Annotated in this window: 20 protein-coding genes; all 20 read left to right on the top strand. The window is 43.8% G+C overall.

Annotated features, from left to right (window positions below):
- Positions 1–7: 7 nt before the first annotated feature.
- Positions 8–1315: an FADH(2)-oxidizing methylenetetrahydrofolate--tRNA-(uracil(54)-C(5))-methyltransferase TrmFO gene (gene trmFO, locus EV146_RS10390; protein ID WP_132005561.1), complete on the top strand. Its 1308-nt coding sequence runs from the start codon at positions 8–10 to the stop codon at positions 1313–1315.
- 26 nt (positions 1316–1341) lie between these two features.
- Positions 1342–2280, top strand: a complete 939-nt coding sequence (gene xerC, locus EV146_RS10385) for a tyrosine recombinase XerC (protein ID WP_181215842.1) — start codon at positions 1342–1344, stop codon at positions 2278–2280.
- A 20-nt stretch (positions 2281–2300) separates the two neighbouring features.
- The gene (gene hslV, locus EV146_RS10380) at positions 2301–2843 is read left to right on the top strand and encodes an ATP-dependent protease subunit HslV (protein ID WP_132005558.1); all 543 of its coding nucleotides are present in this window, start codon (positions 2301–2303) and stop codon (positions 2841–2843) included.
- Between the two features lie 13 nt (positions 2844–2856).
- Complete coding sequence (gene hslU / locus EV146_RS10375) at positions 2857–4260, top strand: HslU--HslV peptidase ATPase subunit (RefSeq protein WP_132005556.1); 1404 nt, start codon at positions 2857–2859, stop codon at positions 4258–4260.
- A gap of 119 nt (positions 4261–4379) precedes the next feature.
- Positions 4380–5159, top strand: coding sequence for a GTP-sensing pleiotropic transcriptional regulator CodY (gene codY / locus EV146_RS10370; protein ID WP_121609269.1), 780 nt, complete (start codon positions 4380–4382; stop codon positions 5157–5159).
- Between the two features lie 744 nt (positions 5160–5903).
- The gene (gene flgB / locus EV146_RS10365; RefSeq protein WP_132005553.1) at positions 5904–6296 is read left to right on the top strand and encodes a flagellar basal body rod protein FlgB; all 393 of its coding nucleotides are present in this window, start codon (positions 5904–5906) and stop codon (positions 6294–6296) included.
- Positions 6297–6299: 3 nt separating this feature from the next.
- Positions 6300–6749, top strand: a complete 450-nt coding sequence (gene flgC / locus EV146_RS10360; RefSeq protein ID WP_132005550.1) for a flagellar basal body rod protein FlgC — start codon at positions 6300–6302, stop codon at positions 6747–6749.
- Positions 6750–6761: 12 nt separating this feature from the next.
- Positions 6762–7076 (top strand): flagellar hook-basal body complex protein FliE, encoded by a 315-nt coding sequence (gene fliE / locus EV146_RS10355; protein ID WP_121609266.1) that lies wholly within the window; start codon positions 6762–6764, stop codon positions 7074–7076.
- 73 nt (positions 7077–7149) lie between these two features.
- The gene (gene fliF, locus EV146_RS10350; RefSeq protein ID WP_132005879.1) at positions 7150–8739 is read left to right on the top strand and encodes a flagellar basal-body MS-ring/collar protein FliF; all 1590 of its coding nucleotides are present in this window, start codon (positions 7150–7152) and stop codon (positions 8737–8739) included.
- Between the two features lie 12 nt (positions 8740–8751).
- Positions 8752–9768, top strand: a complete 1017-nt coding sequence (gene fliG, locus EV146_RS10345) for a flagellar motor switch protein FliG (protein ID WP_121609264.1) — start codon at positions 8752–8754, stop codon at positions 9766–9768.
- Positions 9761–10522 carry a flagellar assembly protein FliH gene (gene fliH, locus EV146_RS10340; protein ID WP_132005547.1) on the top strand — a complete coding sequence of 254 codons (762 nt, stop codon included), beginning with the start codon at positions 9761–9763 and terminating at the stop codon, positions 10520–10522. The genes fliG and fliH overlap by 8 nt, the downstream gene beginning before the upstream one ends.
- Positions 10523–11836, top strand: a complete 1314-nt coding sequence (gene fliI / locus EV146_RS10335; protein WP_132005544.1) for a flagellar protein export ATPase FliI — start codon at positions 10523–10525, stop codon at positions 11834–11836.
- A gap of 5 nt (positions 11837–11841) precedes the next feature.
- Complete coding sequence (gene fliJ, locus EV146_RS10330) at positions 11842–12285, top strand: flagellar export protein FliJ (RefSeq protein ID WP_132005541.1); 444 nt, start codon at positions 11842–11844, stop codon at positions 12283–12285.
- Positions 12286–12293: 8 nt separating this feature from the next.
- On the top strand, positions 12294–12884 hold the full coding sequence (locus EV146_RS10325) for a MotE family protein (protein ID WP_132005538.1): 591 nt from the start codon (positions 12294–12296) through the stop codon (positions 12882–12884).
- A 16-nt stretch (positions 12885–12900) separates the two neighbouring features.
- Positions 12901–14232: a flagellar hook-length control protein FliK gene (locus EV146_RS10320; protein WP_132005535.1), complete on the top strand. Its 1332-nt coding sequence runs from the start codon at positions 12901–12903 to the stop codon at positions 14230–14232.
- 9 nt (positions 14233–14241) lie between these two features.
- Positions 14242–14664 carry a flagellar hook assembly protein FlgD gene (gene flgD, locus EV146_RS10315; RefSeq protein ID WP_121609258.1) on the top strand — a complete coding sequence of 141 codons (423 nt, stop codon included), beginning with the start codon at positions 14242–14244 and terminating at the stop codon, positions 14662–14664.
- A 17-nt stretch (positions 14665–14681) separates the two neighbouring features.
- Complete coding sequence (locus EV146_RS10310; protein WP_132005532.1) at positions 14682–15074, top strand: TIGR02530 family flagellar biosynthesis protein; 393 nt, start codon at positions 14682–14684, stop codon at positions 15072–15074.
- 74 nt (positions 15075–15148) lie between these two features.
- Positions 15149–15943, top strand: a complete 795-nt coding sequence (gene flgG / locus EV146_RS10305; RefSeq protein ID WP_132005529.1) for a flagellar basal body rod protein FlgG — start codon at positions 15149–15151, stop codon at positions 15941–15943.
- Positions 15944–16034: 91 nt separating this feature from the next.
- Complete coding sequence (locus EV146_RS10300) at positions 16035–16256, top strand: flagellar FlbD family protein (RefSeq protein ID WP_132005525.1); 222 nt, start codon at positions 16035–16037, stop codon at positions 16254–16256.
- Positions 16246–16674, top strand: a complete 429-nt coding sequence (gene fliL / locus EV146_RS10295) for a flagellar basal body-associated protein FliL (RefSeq protein ID WP_121609254.1) — start codon at positions 16246–16248, stop codon at positions 16672–16674. The genes EV146_RS10300 and fliL overlap by 11 nt, the downstream gene beginning before the upstream one ends.
- Positions 16675–16715 lie beyond the last annotated feature (41 nt).

The following is a 16715-nucleotide window of genomic DNA, read 5'->3' as shown; positions in this document are numbered from 1 at the left end:
ATTTGAAATGACAGAAGCAACAGTTACCGTCATTGGCGCAGGCCTTGCAGGCAGCGAAGCAGCCTGGCAGCTGGCCAAGAGAGGAATCAAGGTCAGGCTTTATGAGATGAGGCCTGTCAGGCAGACACCAGCCCATCATACAGATAAATTTGCAGAATTGGTTTGCAGCAATTCACTGAGAGCCAATACGCTGACAAATGCAGTAGGTGTTTTAAAAGAAGAAATGAGGCTTCTGGACTCCGTCATCATTGGGTCGGCTGATGCCTGTTCCGTCCCTGCCGGCGGAGCCTTGGCAGTGGACCGCCATGAATTCGCTGCCAGGGTGACAGAGCTTGTAAAAAATCATCCCAATGTGTCAGTCGTTAATGAAGAAATGACTGGCATACCCGAAGGTCCTGTCATCATAGCAACGGGCCCGCTGACAAGTGAAGCACTGTCCAAAGGGCTGAAGGAACTTACAGGGGAAGAATATCTGTATTTTTATGATGCTGCTGCTCCAATTCTGGAGAAGGACAGTATTGATATGGACAAGGTTTACTTGAAGTCCAGGTACGATAAAGGAGAAGCGGCATACTTAAACTGCCCGATGACCGAGGAAGAGTTTAACACTTTCTATGAGGCGTTAATAGCAGCTGAAACGGTGCCTCTGAAAGAATTTGAAAAAGAAATTTTCTTTGAGGGCTGTATGCCGATCGAAGTGATGGCAAACCGAGGAAAAAAGACAATGCTATTCGGGCCGATGAAGCCAGTGGGTCTTGAGGATCCTAAAACAGGAAAGCGGCCTTATGCGGTTGTTCAACTTCGCCAGGATGATGCAGCGGGAACTCTTTATAATATTGTGGGCTTTCAGACACATCTTAAATGGGGACCGCAAAAAGAAGTGATTCGCTTAATACCTGGACTTGAAAATGCAGAAATTGTACGGTATGGAGTCATGCACCGAAATACCTTCATTAATTCACCGAAAGTGTTAAAAGCAACCTATCAATTTAAAGACCGCGACGACCTATTCTTTGCCGGTCAAATGACAGGGGTTGAAGGTTACGTGGAATCTGCAGCAAGCGGCCTGATTGCCGGTATAAATGCAGCAAGGCTGGTTAAAGGCGAAGATCCTTTAGAGTTCCCTGCTGAAACAGCCATGGGAAGTATGGCTCACTATATAACAAGCACAAATGCGAAAAACTTCCAGCCGATGAATGCTAACTTTGGGCTTTTTCCAGATCTGCCAATGAAAATTAAGGCCAAACAGGAAAGAAACGAGCAGCATGCCAAACGCGCGTTGGAAACAATTCAGAACTTTGCGAAAAATTTGTAAATAATATTGCACAGGGCTGCTTGAATATGTTACTATTTAGTAGCCCTTGTGAGGTGATTATACTGAGTGAAAATGTGAACATTTCTTTAAAGTTATTTATAGAATATTTACAAATCGAGAAAAATTACTCACAATATACTATTGAGCATTACCATCATGACATTAGTAATTTTTTCATGTTCATGAATGAGCAAGCCATTGACCGACTGCAGGATGTTCAATATTCAGATGTGAGAATTTATCTTACAGGGCTGCATGAGAAACAGCTTGCAAGAAAAACAGTGGCACGAAAAATTTCCTGCCTTCGAACCTTTTTCAAGTTTTTGCTCCGGGAAAAAAAGGTGGAGGAAAATCCTTTCGCACTTGTTTCCATTCCTAAATCCGAAAAACGGCATCCAGGATTTTTTTATGAACAGGAACTGGAGCTGCTTTTTGCTGCATGTGAAACGGAAACAGCCTTGGGCAGGAGGAATAAGGCAATACTTGAATTGCTTTATGCCACCGGTATTCGTGTTAGTGAATGCTGCAAGATCCGTCTTTCCGATCTTGATTTTTATTTGTCTACTGTCCTTGTGCACGGCAAGGGCAGCAAAGAAAGGTATGTCCCTTTTGGGAGCTTCGCCCATGATGAACTGGAGAGGTACATAAAAACAGCCAGGAAGGAATTGCTGAAGGACAAAGAAGATCATGGTTTCCTTTTTGTTAACTTTCGGGGAGGGCCCTTGACAGACAGGGGGCTCCGAGAGGCATTAAACAAAATTTTTGAGAACTCGGCTTTACGCGGGAAAATCCACCCGCATAAATTAAGGCATACATTCGCAACCCATATGCTCAGCAACGGTGCCGACATGAGAACCGTCCAGGAGTTGCTGGGCCATGCTTTCCTTTCGTCAACACAGATCTATACACATGTTACCAATGAACATTTAAGACGGACCTATATGTCCACCCATCCAAGGGCATAGGAATCCAAGGAGGTAAAGGGATGTCTCAATTTCATGCAACCACCATTTTTGCTGTGCAGCATAAAGGAACGTGCGCTATGTCAGGTGACGGACAAGTCACCTTCGGAAATGCAGTCGTAATGAAGCATACGGCACGCAAAGTTAGGAAACTTTTCAACGGAAAAGTAATTGCAGGGTTTGCTGGATCCGTTGCAGATGCATTCACATTGTTTGAAATGTTTGAAGCAAAGCTTGAAGAATATAACGGCAGTCTTCAGCGTGCTGCTGTGGAGCTCGCGAAGCAATGGAGAGGGGACAAAATGCTTAGGCAGCTTGAAGCCATGCTTATTGTTATGAATGCCGATGGAATGCTGCTGGTTTCCGGTACAGGAGAGGTCATTGAACCGGATGACGGCATACTGGCAATCGGTTCGGGCGGTAATTATGCATTGGCAGCAGGCAGGTCTTTGAAACAATATGCCGGAGACCACCTCACAGCCACAGAGATAGCCAAGGCAGCTCTTGAAATTGCTGCCGATATTTGTGTGTACACGAATACCAACATTATTGTGGAAGAATTGTAGGGGAGGGAGCAACATGAAAGTGATGGGCAATTTAACTCCAAGGCAAATCGTTGAGCGTCTTGATCAATATATTATTGGCCAAAAGGAAGCGAAGAAAGCTGTTGCTGTTGCATTAAGGAACCGCTACCGCAGAAGTTTGCTGCCTGAAAACCTCCGAGATGAAATCAGCCCCAAGAATATCTTGATGATTGGGCCTACAGGTGTCGGGAAAACCGAAATCGCCAGGAGAATGGCCAAGTTGGTCCGTGCGCCTTTTATTAAAGTTGAAGCCACTAAATTCACTGAAGTGGGCTACGTGGGCCGCGATGTGGAATCCATGGTAAGGGACCTGGTTGAGACTTCAGTGCGGCTGGTTAAGGAAGAAAAGATGCTTAACGTAAAGGAACGTGCGGAAGTTAATGCTAATCGCCGTCTCGTTGAACTCCTGGTGCCTTCTGCAAAGAAAAACGCAAATTATAAAAATCCTCTCGAAATGCTGTTTGGCGGCAATGCTCAGCCAGAACAGGATTCATCAAGCACAGAGGATTTGAATCTGAGTGAAAAGCGAAAAGCAATTAAACAAAAGCTTGAGCTTGGAGAACTTGAAAACGAATTAGTGACCGTTGAAGTGGAAGAGCAGGCACCATCCATGTTTGATATGCTTCAAGGGTCAGGCATGGAGCAAATGGGCATGAATATGCAGGATGCATTGAGCAACCTGATGCCAAAGAAGCGAAAGAAAAGAAAGCTGGCGGTCCACGAAGCAAGAAAAGTTCTTATCAATGAAGAAGCCCAAAAGCTCATCGACATGGACGAGGTGACTCAGGAAGCGGCAAACCGTGCTGAACAGTCAGGGATTATTTTTATAGATGAGATTGATAAGATTGCCAGCCGCAGTTCGGGCGGCTCATCGGCTGATGTGTCCAGGGAAGGGGTTCAGAGGGATATTCTCCCTGTTGTAGAAGGTTCAACTGTCGTGACTAAATACGGACCGGTCAAAACAGATCATGTCCTGTTTATTGCCGCAGGGGCCTTCCATATTGCGAAACCGTCAGATTTAATTCCAGAGCTGCAAGGGCGCTTCCCAATTCGGGTTGAGCTGACAAAGCTGACGGTAGATGATTTTTATCGTATCCTGGTTGAACCGGATAATGCCTTGATAAAGCAATATCAAGCATTATTGGAAACAGAAGGTATACAAATTGAATTTTCTGACGAAGCTATTCGTAAGGTAGCGGAAGTAGCATTTGAAGTGAACCAGAATACGGACAATATAGGCGCAAGACGCCTCCATACGATACTGGAGAAACTTCTCGAAGACCTTAGCTTCGAAGCTCCAGATATTTCAATGGAGAAGATCGTCATCACCCCTCAGTATGTTGAAGAAAAACTTGGTGCCATTTCACGCAACAAAGACCTAAGCAGGTTTATATTGTAAACAGCTTGGTTTAGGTAATTAGGTTGAGGGTAGAGACATAACGTACCTGCCTGCAATCAAAATGTAGATAAAATTTAAACATATAGAAGATTTGCCAATGCAAATAGGAGGAAGAATTAATGGACTTACTTTCAAAAACTAGGAAAATCAATGCTATGCTTCAAAAAGCGGCTGGGAAGCCTGTTAACTTTAAAGAAATGGCCGAAACCTTATCCGAAGTGATTGAAGCCAATATTTTTGTTGTCAGCCGCCGAGGGAAGCTTCTGGGATTTGCTGTCAACCAGCAAATAGAAAATGACCGTATGAAACAGATGCTTGAGGACCGCCAATTCCCTGAGGAGTATACTAATGGGTTGTTTAATATCCAGGAAACTTCATCAAACCTGGATGTTGATAGCCAATACACGGTATTCCCTGTTGAAAACAAGGATCTGTTCCAAAATGGATTAACAACCATTGTTCCAATTATCGGCGGCGGTGAACGTCTGGGCACCCTGCTGCTGGGCCGGCTTGAAGAGCCTTTCCAGGATGATGATCTAATTCTTGCTGAATACGGTGCCACTGTTGTAGGGATGGAAATTCTTCGAGAAAAAGCAGAGGAAATCGAGGAAGAAGCCCGCAGCAAGGCAGTCGTACAGATGGCGATCAGTTCCCTGTCATACAGCGAGCTTGAAGCCATTGAACACATCTTTGAAGAGCTTAATGGCAAGGAAGGATTGCTCGTCGCTTCTAAAATAGCTGACCGCGTGGGCATTACTCGTTCTGTAATCGTAAATGCCCTTCGCAAGCTCGAAAGTGCCGGCGTTATCGAGTCCCGATCACTTGGTATGAAAGGAACCTACATAAAGGTTCTGAACGATAAGTTCCTGTTTGAACTTGAAAAACTGAAAGCAAACTAAGGCACTGAAAAAACCCGTCTTTAAATAGGCGGGTTTTAGACTGTAGACAATCTTGACTAAGATCGAGATTGCCTCTGCAGTCTTTTTTGCATCTAAATAGAGGATGTTGATATGCGTTCCACACGCTTTCGAAAAAAACAAACCTCCGAAATCAATAAGATAGGGTTGCCTTAGACTAGCTTGTTTTAGTTTCGCTGTCTTGAACCTGAAACAGATGGGCAACTGGATCTAGTGACACTAATCATGGAAAACTCGATAAAGTTCTATTAACCAACAAAAGGGGTTTGGAATGGGAAGCGTTCCGAACCCTTTTGTCTGCAATCTGAAACCGTCTTTGGATAGACGGTTTTTTTTGTGACAATTTTATTACAAAATTATGATCGATGTATGAGTGGTATAACTTTCCAAAGGCAAAATAGTGGATTTTTTTATGTAGTATAAAAGTAATGCTCGATTCATAGTGTTGGGTAAAAAGTATGATAACAGAGGTGGTTTTCATCAAAAAATGTCGAAATGTAGTAGGGATTTAGTGCTTTTCGGGGCTTGAAAATGTCTGTATTTCAACAATTAGTACTTTAGACCTATACTTGCTGCGCTCGATATACGTGAAGAAAATAATAATAAACTGCATAGACATATTATTTCAGATTCATTACAATTAGGAAGGTAACGACGCGAGTCTGCAAATATCTACAAATTTCTACAATTAATTAAGTTTTTAGATTTATACGAGGAGTAAAGAAAATGAGTTTATTTTCCGGAACAATTTCCACTTTGGAGAGTGCGATGAACTATTCATCCATGAAACAAAAAGTGATTTCACAAAATATCGCCAATGTAGATACTCCAAATTATAAAGCAAAGGACGTCAGCTTCAGGTCATCCTTGCAAATGGCTGTTAACGCACAGTTTGAAGGCAGGCGCACAGACAGCAGGCATTTTAATTTTCAGGGATACGCAGGTTCGGGCGCCCCTGTTAAAATCAGGAATGCTGCTTATAACCATAATGGAAATGGCGTGGACCTGGATAAAGAAATGGCTGATCTTGCCACTAACCAGATTTACTATAATGCATTGACTGAACGAATAAACGGGAAATTCAATACTATCCAGACTGTAATTAAAGGAGGAAAGTAACGAATGACTATATTTCATAGCATGAATACTACGGCTTCGGCGTTAAGTGCCCAGCGATTAAGAATGGACATCATTTCCTCCAACATGGCTAATGTAGACTCAACCAGAGCAGCCAATGGTGAGCCATATCGACGTAAGCTGGCAGTTCTCCAGCCGCAAGAAGGGCAGTTTTCCTCCTTCCTGAATAAGGCTATGGGTCGGTCTGATTCAGAAGGCGCCGGAGAAGGTGTCAAGGTTTCCAGGATCATCGAAGATCGGGAAACCCCTTTAAAAATGGTTTATAACCCCGAACATCCAGACGCAGATGCTGAAGGCTATGTGGCATACCCAAATGTAGATCCTTTAAGGGAAATGGTTGATTTAGTGAGTGCAACGAGATCTTATGAAGCAAATGTAACAGTTTTTAATGCATCGAAGAGCATGATGATGAAGGCTCTGGAAATCGGTAAATAAGGAGAAACCTAAATGAATATTGGTCCATTCAATCCAGTATCACAGTCGATAAAGCCACTATCGGCTGGTGCTCAAAAAATCAACTCTACTACACCATTCGAAGCACAGAAGAGTTTTGCGTCCGTATTAAAAAAATCTCTTGAAAATTTAAATGAAACTCAGGCAAAATCAGATCTTATGACAAATAAGCTGGCCAATGGGGAAAATGTGGACCTCCATCAGGTCATGATTGCTTCACAAAAAGCGAGTGTCACCCTGCAGGCCACACTGGAGGTTCGGAATAAAGTTGTTGAGGCATACCAGGAAATGATGAGAATGCAAGTCTGATAGAAAAGCTAAGAACTAACGAAGCGGTTATTAGCTGTAAAAAAAGATGAGACATAATAACCGGGGGATTATGATGAAAGAAACACTTCAAAGGTATTTAAGTCCAATTCAGGATTTTTGGAAAAGGCGCACAGGGAAGCAGCGAGTCGGGCTGATTGCGTCTCTTTTGTTTGTTTTATTGATTGGGATAAGTGTCGCCTATTTTACCAGCAGGACAACTTTAGTTCCCTTGTACAGCAATCTGTCTCCATCTGAAACAGGGGCAATTAAAGAAAGTCTTGATGGCAGAGGAATTGTTTCCGAGATAGCGGATGGCGGAACAACCATAAAGGTTCCCTCGGAGTCAGTGGATACATTAAAGGTCGAGCTTGCAGCAGAAGGTATCCCAAAATCTGGCAGTATTGATTATTCGTTTTTCAGCCAGAACGCGGGTCTTGGCATGACAGACAATGAATTCAATGTTTTGAAAGTGGAGGCTATGCAAACAGAGCTGGGAGACCTGATAAAAGGCATTGAGGGAGTTAAAGATGCAAAAGTCATGATCAACCTGCCGGAAAAAGGGATCTTTGTAAGGGATGAAACTGAGCAGGCCTCTGCTTCTATCGTCCTGAATACGAGTCCTGGTTACAATTTTAAAGAAGAACAGATACAGGCACTTTACCACCTTGTCGGAAAAAGCGTTCCTAATCTTCCTACTGATAATATCGTCATTATGAATCAATACTTTGAGTATTTTGATTTGAAAAATGAAGAAAATTCCAGCGGCGCTTCTTTTGCTTCACAAAATGAGGTGAAGCTTGAAGTTCAGAGGGATGTGCAGCGCCAGGTACAGAATATGCTTGGAACGCTGATTGGCCATGACAAAGTGATCGTATCAGTTACAGCCGATATTGATTTCACCCAGGAAAACAGGGAAGAAAACCTTGTTCAGCCAGTTGATGAAGAAAATATGGAAGGCATCGCAATCAGTGCGCAGCGGATTACGGAAACTTTCACTGGCAATGGAGAACAGGCTGGAGGAGTTCCGCAGGCAGAAGACCCTGCCGATGCGGGCACTACCTACCTTGAAGGCACCAATGGCAATGGAGATTACGAGAAAGTAGAAGAAACGATCAATAATGAAGTAAATAGAATACGGAAAGAAATAGTAGAAAGCCCTTATAAAGTCAGGGACCTTGGCATCCAGGTCATGGTTGAGCCGCCAAATCCCGAGGATCCAGCCTCACTGCCGCAGGACCGTGTAGACGATATAACAAAGATACTTGGTACGATCGTTAGGACAACAATCGATAAAAGCACAACTGGCGAAGCGCTTACGGATGAGGCCGTACAGGAAAAAATTGTGGTATCGGTACAGCCCTTCAATGGCAAAATCGAATTCAGCGATCAGCCTGAAGCAAGTATCCCTTGGTGGATATATGCGGCAGGCGGGGTTCTCCTGGCAGCACTATTGACTGTACTCTTCCTCTTCATCCATTCGCGGAGAAAGGCTGTGGCAGAAGAAGCCGTAATAGATGAAATACCGGAACCAATACATGTGCCAGATGTCAACCGAGAGAATGATAATGAAGGAACACTTAGGAAAAAGCAGCTAGAAAAAATGGCGAAAGAAAAACCCGAGGATTTTGCAAAATTATTGCGGACTTGGCTAACCGAGGAATAGGAGAAACAAATCATGGCAAAACAGGACCCAAATAAACTAAACGGAAAACAGAAGGCAGCTATTCTTTTAATTTCGATGGGCCCCGACGTAGCTGCTTCCGTTTACAAGCACTTAAGTGAGGAAGAAATTGAAAAGCTGACCCTTGAAATATCAGGGGTCAGGAAAGTGGACTCGCTTGTAAAAGAAGAGATACTTGAGGAATTCCATAGTATCGCTTTGGCTCAGGATTATATTTCCCAAGGGGGAATTGGCTATGCCAAGACCATTCTTGAAAAAGCGCTGGGGACCGATCAGGCTGCCGTCATTATCAACAGGCTTACATCTTCCCTTCAAGTAAGGCCATTTGATTTTGCGAGAAAGGCAGATCCGGGTCAAATCCTGAATTTTATTCAAAATGAACACCCGCAAACAATTGCCTTGATCCTTTCCTATCTTGATTCAGCGCAGGCTGGCCATATTCTGTCTGAACTTCCACAGGAAATGCAGGCGGATATCGCGAAACGTATCGCACTTATGGACAGTACGTCCCCCGAAATCATCAGCGAGGTCGAACAGATTCTCGAACGGAAGCTGTCTGCAAATGTCACGCATGATTACACGCAGGCTGGCGGAATTGAGGCGGTCGTGGAGGTTCTTAATGGAGTCGACAGGTCCACGGAACGGACAATCCTTGACGCTCTTGAAATCCAGGATCCAGGACTAGCCGAGGAAATCAAGAAGCGAATGTTTGTATTTGAAGATATCGTGACGCTTGACAGCCGGGCAATCCAGCGGGTGATCAGAGACTGTGAAAACGAAGATCTTCTGCTGGCATTGAAAGTTTCAAGCGATGAAGTGAAAGAGGTTGTCTTTAAGAATATGTCAACCAGGATGGTTGAAACCTTTAAAGATGAAATGGAATTCATGGGTCCTGTTCGTCTGCGCGATGTAGAGGAAGCTCAATCAAGGATTGTGGCCATCATCCGCAGGCTTGAGGAAGCTGGTGAAATCGTGGTAGCACGAGGCGGAGGAGACGATATTATTGTCTAGGCTGATAAAATCTTCTAACCATGATGGTGCCGTAAAAGAAAAGGTGATAGAAATCCGGATGATAGGAAGTTCCGTCTCGGGAGAACAACAAGTACTGCTCCAGACTGCTTCTGCTGATGCAGAGAAAATGATCCAAAGTGCGTCGCGGAAAGCGGAGGAAATACTTTTTCAGGCTGCCAAACATGAAGAAACCATAAAAGCACAGATCATAGCGGAACAGCAGAACTGGGAAGCGGAGAAATCCAGACTCATAGAGGAAGCCTATGAGGAAGGGATGAAACAAGGGCTGCAGCAAGGCCGTAAAAAAGGCCGGGAAGAGTATAGTGACCAAATTGCTTTTGCCCAGGGAATCATTGCGTCGGCTGAACGGGACTACCACCAAAAATTAGAAGCTGCCGAACCCGTCATACTTGACCTTGGATTGAAGGTTGCCGAGAAAATCATTGGGGAAAGTGTTTCCGGCAAGTCGGAGGAATTCTTGCCGCTGGTCAAAAGAGCTTTGAAAAATGCCAGAGGCAATAAAGAAGTTGAGCTACATGTCCATCCAGTTCATTATGATTTTCTTCTGTCCCATGCGGCGGAATTGGAGGCTGTATTTCCTAGGGATTGCCTGTTATTTATTTATCCAGAAGATGAACTTTCAGAGACAAGCTGCATCATTGAAACCGGGAACGGCCGAATTGATGCCAGCGTGGACAGCCAGCTTGAAGAAATTAAGCAAAGGCTCTACGAAATGCTGGAGAGTGAGCAATAAATGAAAGCTGCAGACCTAATTGAACAGATTGACACGATAGACAGTTATAAACGCTATGGCCGGGTAAAAAGAGTTGTCGGGCTTATGATCGAATCTCAAGGACCGGAAAGCTCGGTTGGGGACGTTTGCTTTATTCACGTTGGTAAAAAGAGGAAGCACATGATTCAAGCAGAAGTCGTGGGATTTAAAGAGGAAATGGTCATCCTGATGCCATATACAGCGATTAATAATATTGCTCCTGGCAGCCTGGTGGAAACAACCATGAAACCACTAGAGGTAAAAGCTGGTGTTGGTTTGATCGGGAAGGTTGTTGATTCTCTTGGGTTCCCGCTGGATCACTCTCTTTTACCCAAGGGGCTGGCATCTATACCCACCGAACAGGAACCTCCAAACCCAATGAGCAGACCCCCGATTTCGGAACCGATTGAAGTGGGAGTGCGCATGATAGACAGTCTTCTGACTGTAGGCAAGGGGCAGCGGGTCGGAATTTTTGCCGGAAGCGGTGTAGGAAAAAGCACACTGATGGGCATGATTGCACGGAACACAACCGCAGACTTGAATGTAATCGGGTTGATTGGCGAACGGGGACGCGAAGTTCGTGAGTTTATAGAAAAAGACCTTGGGCCGGAGGGACTAAAACGTTCGATTGTTGTTGTGGCAACTTCTGACCAGCCAGCATTAATGAGAATAAAAGGTGCGTACACAGCAACTGCTATTGCGGAATACTTCCGCGATAAAGGCTTGAATGTCATGCTGATGATGGATTCGGTGACAAGAGTTGCGATGGCTCAGCGGGAAGTTGGCCTTGCCGTTGGCGAGCCGCCGACAACCAAGGGATATACGCCTTCCGTTTTTGCTGTTCTTTCGAGACTGCTTGAACGGACAGGAACAAACCAGCATGGATCGATTACTGCTTTTTACACAGTCCTTGTTGACGGTGATGATATGAATGAACCGATTGCCGATACTGTACGGGGAATACTGGATGGACATTTCGTATTGGATCGGAATTTGGCGAATAAGGGTCAATACCCCGCGGTCAATGTTCTTAAAAGCATAAGCCGGGTTATGAACAACATTACCGGCACCGGGCATCGAGATGCTGCCGAAATGCTTAGAGAACGTCTAAGTACCTACCTGAATACCGAGGATCTTATCAATATTGGTGCATACAAAAAGGGGACCTCTCAAGAAATAGACGAGGCCATCCGCCTTTACCCCCAAATTATATCATTTTTAAAACAGGGAACAAACGAAAAGGTCTCAATCAGCGAGAGCATTATGAGTTTGCAGGAACTAACAGGTAAAGGGTGAGCCTCATGCAATATCAATATAAGTTTGAAAAAATCATGTCTCTTCGAACTAGAGAAAAGGACGAGGCTCAATCAGTCTATCAGGATGCTGTCCGTAAATTTGAGGAAGCAGCAGACCACCTCTACCAGCTTCTAAAGAAAAAGGAAGTGTTAGAGTCACATCAATCTGAGAAACTTTCAAAAGGGCTGGCAGTTTCGGAAATTCGCCACCATCAACAGTTTATCGGAAATTTGGAAAAGACGATTGACTATTATCAAAAGATGGTTATCAATGCCCGCAACCGCATGAATTATCAGCATTCACAGCTCATGGAGAAAAATATTGAAGTAAAAAAGTATCAAAAGATTAAAGAAAAGGATTATCTGCATTATCTGACAATCGAAAAAGAAGAAGAAAATAAAGTGATGGACGAAATCTCGATTCAGCAATTTATGAGCCGAGGGAATTAGGTGAACAAATGGTGAAGCAAATAGAGGGAGAAGATGTGAAAAAAAGCAGGTTTAAAGGGTTCCTATTTGTTGTAGTGGTACCTTTGGTTTCCGCTGGTGCCCTCGCTTTGGTGGTCCTGTCGTTATTAGGGATTAATATATTTGAATCAGCAAAGGGCCTGGGGTCAAAACTGCCTGTCATTTCTCAATATGTTAACGGGGACGATTCCTCAACTGCCAAGGAAGAGGAACAAAAGGTGATCAGCCTTGAGGCAGAAATAAAGAATAAAGAAGCCAAACTGGAACAGCTTCAGTCGCAGTTGAAAAATAAAGATTCAGAAATTGAACGTCTCAATTTGGAGAAAAAGCAGCTCGAAGAACAAACCGAAGAACTTACAGCCATTCAAACAGAAAATAAACGGGCGTTTAAGGATATCGTAAACACCTATGAGACGATTTCCGGCAAAAAAGCAGCCCCGATTATAACAAAACTTAAAGATGAAGAAGCATTAAAGATCTTAACTAATATAAAAGCGGAAAATCTTGCTGACATACTGGAAAGCATGTCTCCGCAGGATGCAGCAAAGTATACCGAAATGCTGACAAATGAAAGTAATTGAAAGGAGGTGAATAAAATTGCAGGTTGGGAACCTTAGTTCTCTACAGGCAGCACTGGTGCCAAAGCAGTCCGTTACAGCTAGTCCTGATGGAAATTTCAGCGGTTTGCTAGCCGCATTAAATCTTCCAATACCTTCTGCCAGCGGCCAAGAATCACTGAATAGTCCTCAAAGTGTAACGATGGAAGATTTGGAAGGCCTTCTTGAGTTTCTGTTAGAGAAAGATCTGCCGGAACTGGAAGCAGCAGGTCTACCAATTCAAAGACAAGAGGGCACAGAGTTTCTTGTTCCTTCGGAAACAAAAACACAGAATGAAACATTGGGCACAGAACAAGGTATATCTTCTGTTGGATCAGTAAATAATGGTTTGCTTTCATCTGATACGGCAGAGCTTTTTGAACAGGTTCTATCAGTTCTAGGACTTTCTGCCGACGATTTTAATGAAGTTCTGGAAAAGGATGCAGAAGCGGCGCAGGTTTCCATAAACGAAGAATTAAGTAATCTCCTGGCTGCGTATTTATCACAGCAGATGAACAGCAAAACGCCAGATGAATGGATAAACAAGCTTAGCCTGTCTGATGTTCAGTTTGTAAAGGCAGTTAAACTATACAGTCATATTATCCAAGAGCCTGAAAAACTCTACGGAAAGAAAGATTCCAAGCTTGAACAGGTGCTGCTTGATTTCTCGGACAGACTTGCAAAAATCGTGAAGGGGGAAACCCATAACCCGAGACTCGCATATATCCAAAATAGATTTACCCCTTTGGTTGGGGAGATAAACTTGATTTCTAAAAATAATCAACAGATTTCTCAGCAAGAAAAAGAGCAGCCGGCCAAGCCTGATATTTTACCGGGGGCAACGTTTACTGTCGGGCTAGTCCAAAGATCTCTGCCGTTTAGCCTAACATCGGTTAATAAGGGTGCGCCTGTTTCAGCAGAGCAGCTCATAAAACAATTTGAGTCGATCCTTTCCCGTGCAAGCTTCCATACAGTTAATGGCACTCAAAAACTCACTATAAAACTATTTCCTGAACACCTGGGAAGTGTCAGGGTAGAGCTAATTCAAAAAGATGACGCCATGATTGCCAGAATTTTAACCTCCAGCGGTACAACAAAAGAAGTACTGGAATCGCAGGTATCCAGCCTGAGACAGGCTTTTGCCAGTCAGGGGATTGGGATTGAACGAATTGAGATAGCTCAGCAGCAGCCTGCCCAACAAGAGAGATTTACCCGTGATTTCCAGCAGCAGCATGGAAAACAGGAGAAGCATGAAACCGAACGGGATCATGAAAACAACAGCAAGGAAACGGATGCTTCCTTTGAGGAAATTCTTCTTAATACCGAAATGTAGGTGAAAGATATGACGAATACAATTGATCCATCCTATCTGCTGTCAAGTATCCAAAATGACAGAAAGACAACAGGATCTAATGTCCTGGGGAAAGATGATTTTTTAAAAATCCTTATGACACAGCTTCAGAACCAGGATCCGATGAATCCTTTGCAGGACAAGGACTTTATTGCCCAGATGGCAACTTTTTCATCACTTGAACAAATGACGAATATGAATAAATCTCTTGAATCGTTCCTAAAAACCCTGGAAAAAAACAATTTACAGGATGCAAGCATGCTGATAGGGAAAACCATTGCCTATCTGGATGATCAAGGGGGAGAAAAAACAGCAAAGGTCAAGTCCGTTTCTTTAAAGGAAGGGCAGACGCTCTATCAGCTTGATGATGGAAAAACATCGTTAGTGGCTGGTGAAATAATAAAAATTGAATAGAACAAGGATGTGATGTGTTGGATAAACCAATCTTTCGTCCAATCCAAGCTGAACAGGTCAGGCCGAACCCATACCGATCAGTTAAGGCCAACCGTCCTGGTATTACTTCCTTTTCCAAGCATTTACAAAAGGCTCTGAGTCCTTCGGAGGAGCTTACCCTTAGCAAGCATGCAAAGGAACGCCTCAATCAGAGGGGGATACATATCAATCAGGAGCGCTGGTTAAAAATTGGTGCAAAGGTCCAGCAGGCAAAAGATATGGGGATCAATGATTCACTTGTTTTATTAAAGGATGCGGCATTGATTGTAAGTGCCAAAAACAATACGGTTATTACTGCGATGAACCGACAGGAAGCTTCAGAGCAAATATTCACGAATATTAACGGCACAATCGTGCTGGATTCTGACTAACGGCTGGACCTAATAAGGGGGCCTGGGCTGTGGACCGACAGAAGCAGTCCGAAAAATGAGAGGGGAAAATATACATGTTACGTTCAATGTACTCAGGAATCAGCGGAATGAAAAACTTCCAGACAAAGCTAGATGTGATTGGGAACAATATTGCCAACGTCAATACTTTTGGGTTCAAAAAAGGAAGGACAACCTTTAATGATCTTATGAGCCAGACTATTGCCGGTGCGACTGCACCAGGTGCTAATGGAGGTACAAATCCGAAGCAGGTTGGCCTTGGTTCCCAAATTGGCACAATTGATACCGTAAATACCCAAGGGAGCCTTCAAACGACCGGGCGTCCATTGGATCTGGGAATTACCGGGGAAGGTTATTTTACGGTGAGGGATGAGGCTACACAGTCGAATTATTACACAAGGGCCGGGAACTTTTACCTGGATGCCAAAAGGAATATTGTTAACGGTGACGGGCTGAAATTGCAAGGAGCAACTGGTGGGGCCATTACAATCCCAACTACTGCCCAGAGCTTAAGCATTGGACAAGATGGAGTTGTGACCTATGTGAATCAGCAAGGTACAACAACGAATGCAGGCAGGATTCAGCTACGGGTATTTGATAATCCAGAAGGCTTGGAAAAGGTTGGGGGAAATCTATTTCAGTCCACCGGGAATTCCGGGGCTGGTACTTCAGTAAACGTTGGAACCGGCGGATCAGGAACTTTAGTCAGTGGCGCCCTCGAAATGTCCAACGTGGATCTATCTGAAGAATTTACCGAAATGATCGTCGCCCAAAGAGGTTTTCAGGCAAATACAAGGATCATTACAACTTCTGACGAGATTTTACAGGAACTCGTCAATTTAAAACGATAGATTAAGAGAGGAACGGTGCTGACCTAAAGGAGAGAACCATCCAGTATGAATAGCTGGAGTTTGTTAAGGCCGGCCAGTCAAGGTATTTCATGTGATAAATGTTACGAGATTAAATGGGAAAAGCTTTATGATTAATGCGCTTTTTATTGAAACCATAGAGTCTTTCCCTGATACGACCATTACACTGACAAATGGCAAAAAATTTGTAGTGAAAGAGACTGAATTCCAAGTCTGCCAATTAATAATAGAATTCTACCAATCGGTAAACCTCTTTGGCATACAGATTCCGGAGGCAAATAAATATGAAGAATAACAAGCTTGTCATGTCCCTGGTAATCATGCTGGGTATCGTCATACTTGCAGCCGCCGCCGCAGTTTTTTTCCTGATGAGGGGACAGGCTGAAGGCGGCCCTAAGGAACCAGGGATAGACGAGGTGCTTGAATCCTCGGTAGATGTTGAGGAAATCACGGCTAACCTTGCCACTGATGATTATATCCGGGTTTCGTTTAAAATCCAGACCGACAGCAAGAAAGCAAAGGAAGAACTGGAAAAAAGAGATTTCCAGACACGGAACGTTATTATCTACGAACTTTCTGAAAAAAAAGCGGAAGATCTCCAGGGCAAGGATGGAAAGCTTCTGCTTGAGGATACGATAAAAGACAAGTTAAATGGCGTTATGCAGGAAGGCAAGGTCGTAAAAGTCTATATAACCGAAGCTCTCCTCCAATAAGGCAGTTCAGTAGAAAAATACACCAGACGGAGGTGAGAAGA

This window comes from Mesobacillus foraminis, assembly GCF_004340465.1.
GTDB classification, from domain to species: domain Bacteria; phylum Bacillota; class Bacilli; order Bacillales; family Cytobacillaceae; genus Mesobacillus_B; species Mesobacillus_B foraminis.
Note: the sequence above shows the minus strand (reverse complement) of the source record. Positions and strands in the feature narration are given on the sequence as shown.

Excerpts from the sequence above, each read along its gene's own strand:
- trmFO (WP_132005561.1), top strand. The coding sequence starts at position 8 with ATGACAGAAGCAACAGTTACCGTCATTGGCGCAGGCCTTGCAGGCAGC.
- xerC (WP_181215842.1), top strand. The coding sequence starts at position 1,342 with ATGTTACTATTTAGTAGCCCTTGTGAGGTGATTATACTGAGTGAAAAT.
- hslV (WP_132005558.1), top strand. The coding sequence starts at position 2,301 with ATGTCTCAATTTCATGCAACCACCATTTTTGCTGTGCAGCATAAAGGA.
- hslU (WP_132005556.1), top strand. The coding sequence starts at position 2,857 with ATGAAAGTGATGGGCAATTTAACTCCAAGGCAAATCGTTGAGCGTCTT.
- codY (WP_121609269.1), top strand. The coding sequence starts at position 4,380 with ATGGACTTACTTTCAAAAACTAGGAAAATCAATGCTATGCTTCAAAAA.
- flgB (WP_132005553.1), top strand. The coding sequence starts at position 5,904 with ATGAGTTTATTTTCCGGAACAATTTCCACTTTGGAGAGTGCGATGAAC.
- flgC (WP_132005550.1), top strand. The coding sequence starts at position 6,300 with ATGACTATATTTCATAGCATGAATACTACGGCTTCGGCGTTAAGTGCC.
- fliE (WP_121609266.1), top strand. The coding sequence starts at position 6,762 with ATGAATATTGGTCCATTCAATCCAGTATCACAGTCGATAAAGCCACTA.
- fliF (WP_132005879.1), top strand. The coding sequence starts at position 7,150 with ATGAAAGAAACACTTCAAAGGTATTTAAGTCCAATTCAGGATTTTTGG.
- fliG (WP_121609264.1), top strand. The coding sequence starts at position 8,752 with ATGGCAAAACAGGACCCAAATAAACTAAACGGAAAACAGAAGGCAGCT.
- fliI (WP_132005544.1), top strand. The coding sequence starts at position 10,523 with ATGAAAGCTGCAGACCTAATTGAACAGATTGACACGATAGACAGTTAT.
- fliJ (WP_132005541.1), top strand. The coding sequence starts at position 11,842 with ATGCAATATCAATATAAGTTTGAAAAAATCATGTCTCTTCGAACTAGA.
- EV146_RS10325 (WP_132005538.1), top strand. The coding sequence starts at position 12,294 with ATGGTGAAGCAAATAGAGGGAGAAGATGTGAAAAAAAGCAGGTTTAAA.
- flgD (WP_121609258.1), top strand. The coding sequence starts at position 14,242 with ATGACGAATACAATTGATCCATCCTATCTGCTGTCAAGTATCCAAAAT.
- flgG (WP_132005529.1), top strand. The coding sequence starts at position 15,149 with ATGTTACGTTCAATGTACTCAGGAATCAGCGGAATGAAAAACTTCCAG.
- fliL (WP_121609254.1), top strand. The coding sequence starts at position 16,246 with ATGAAGAATAACAAGCTTGTCATGTCCCTGGTAATCATGCTGGGTATC.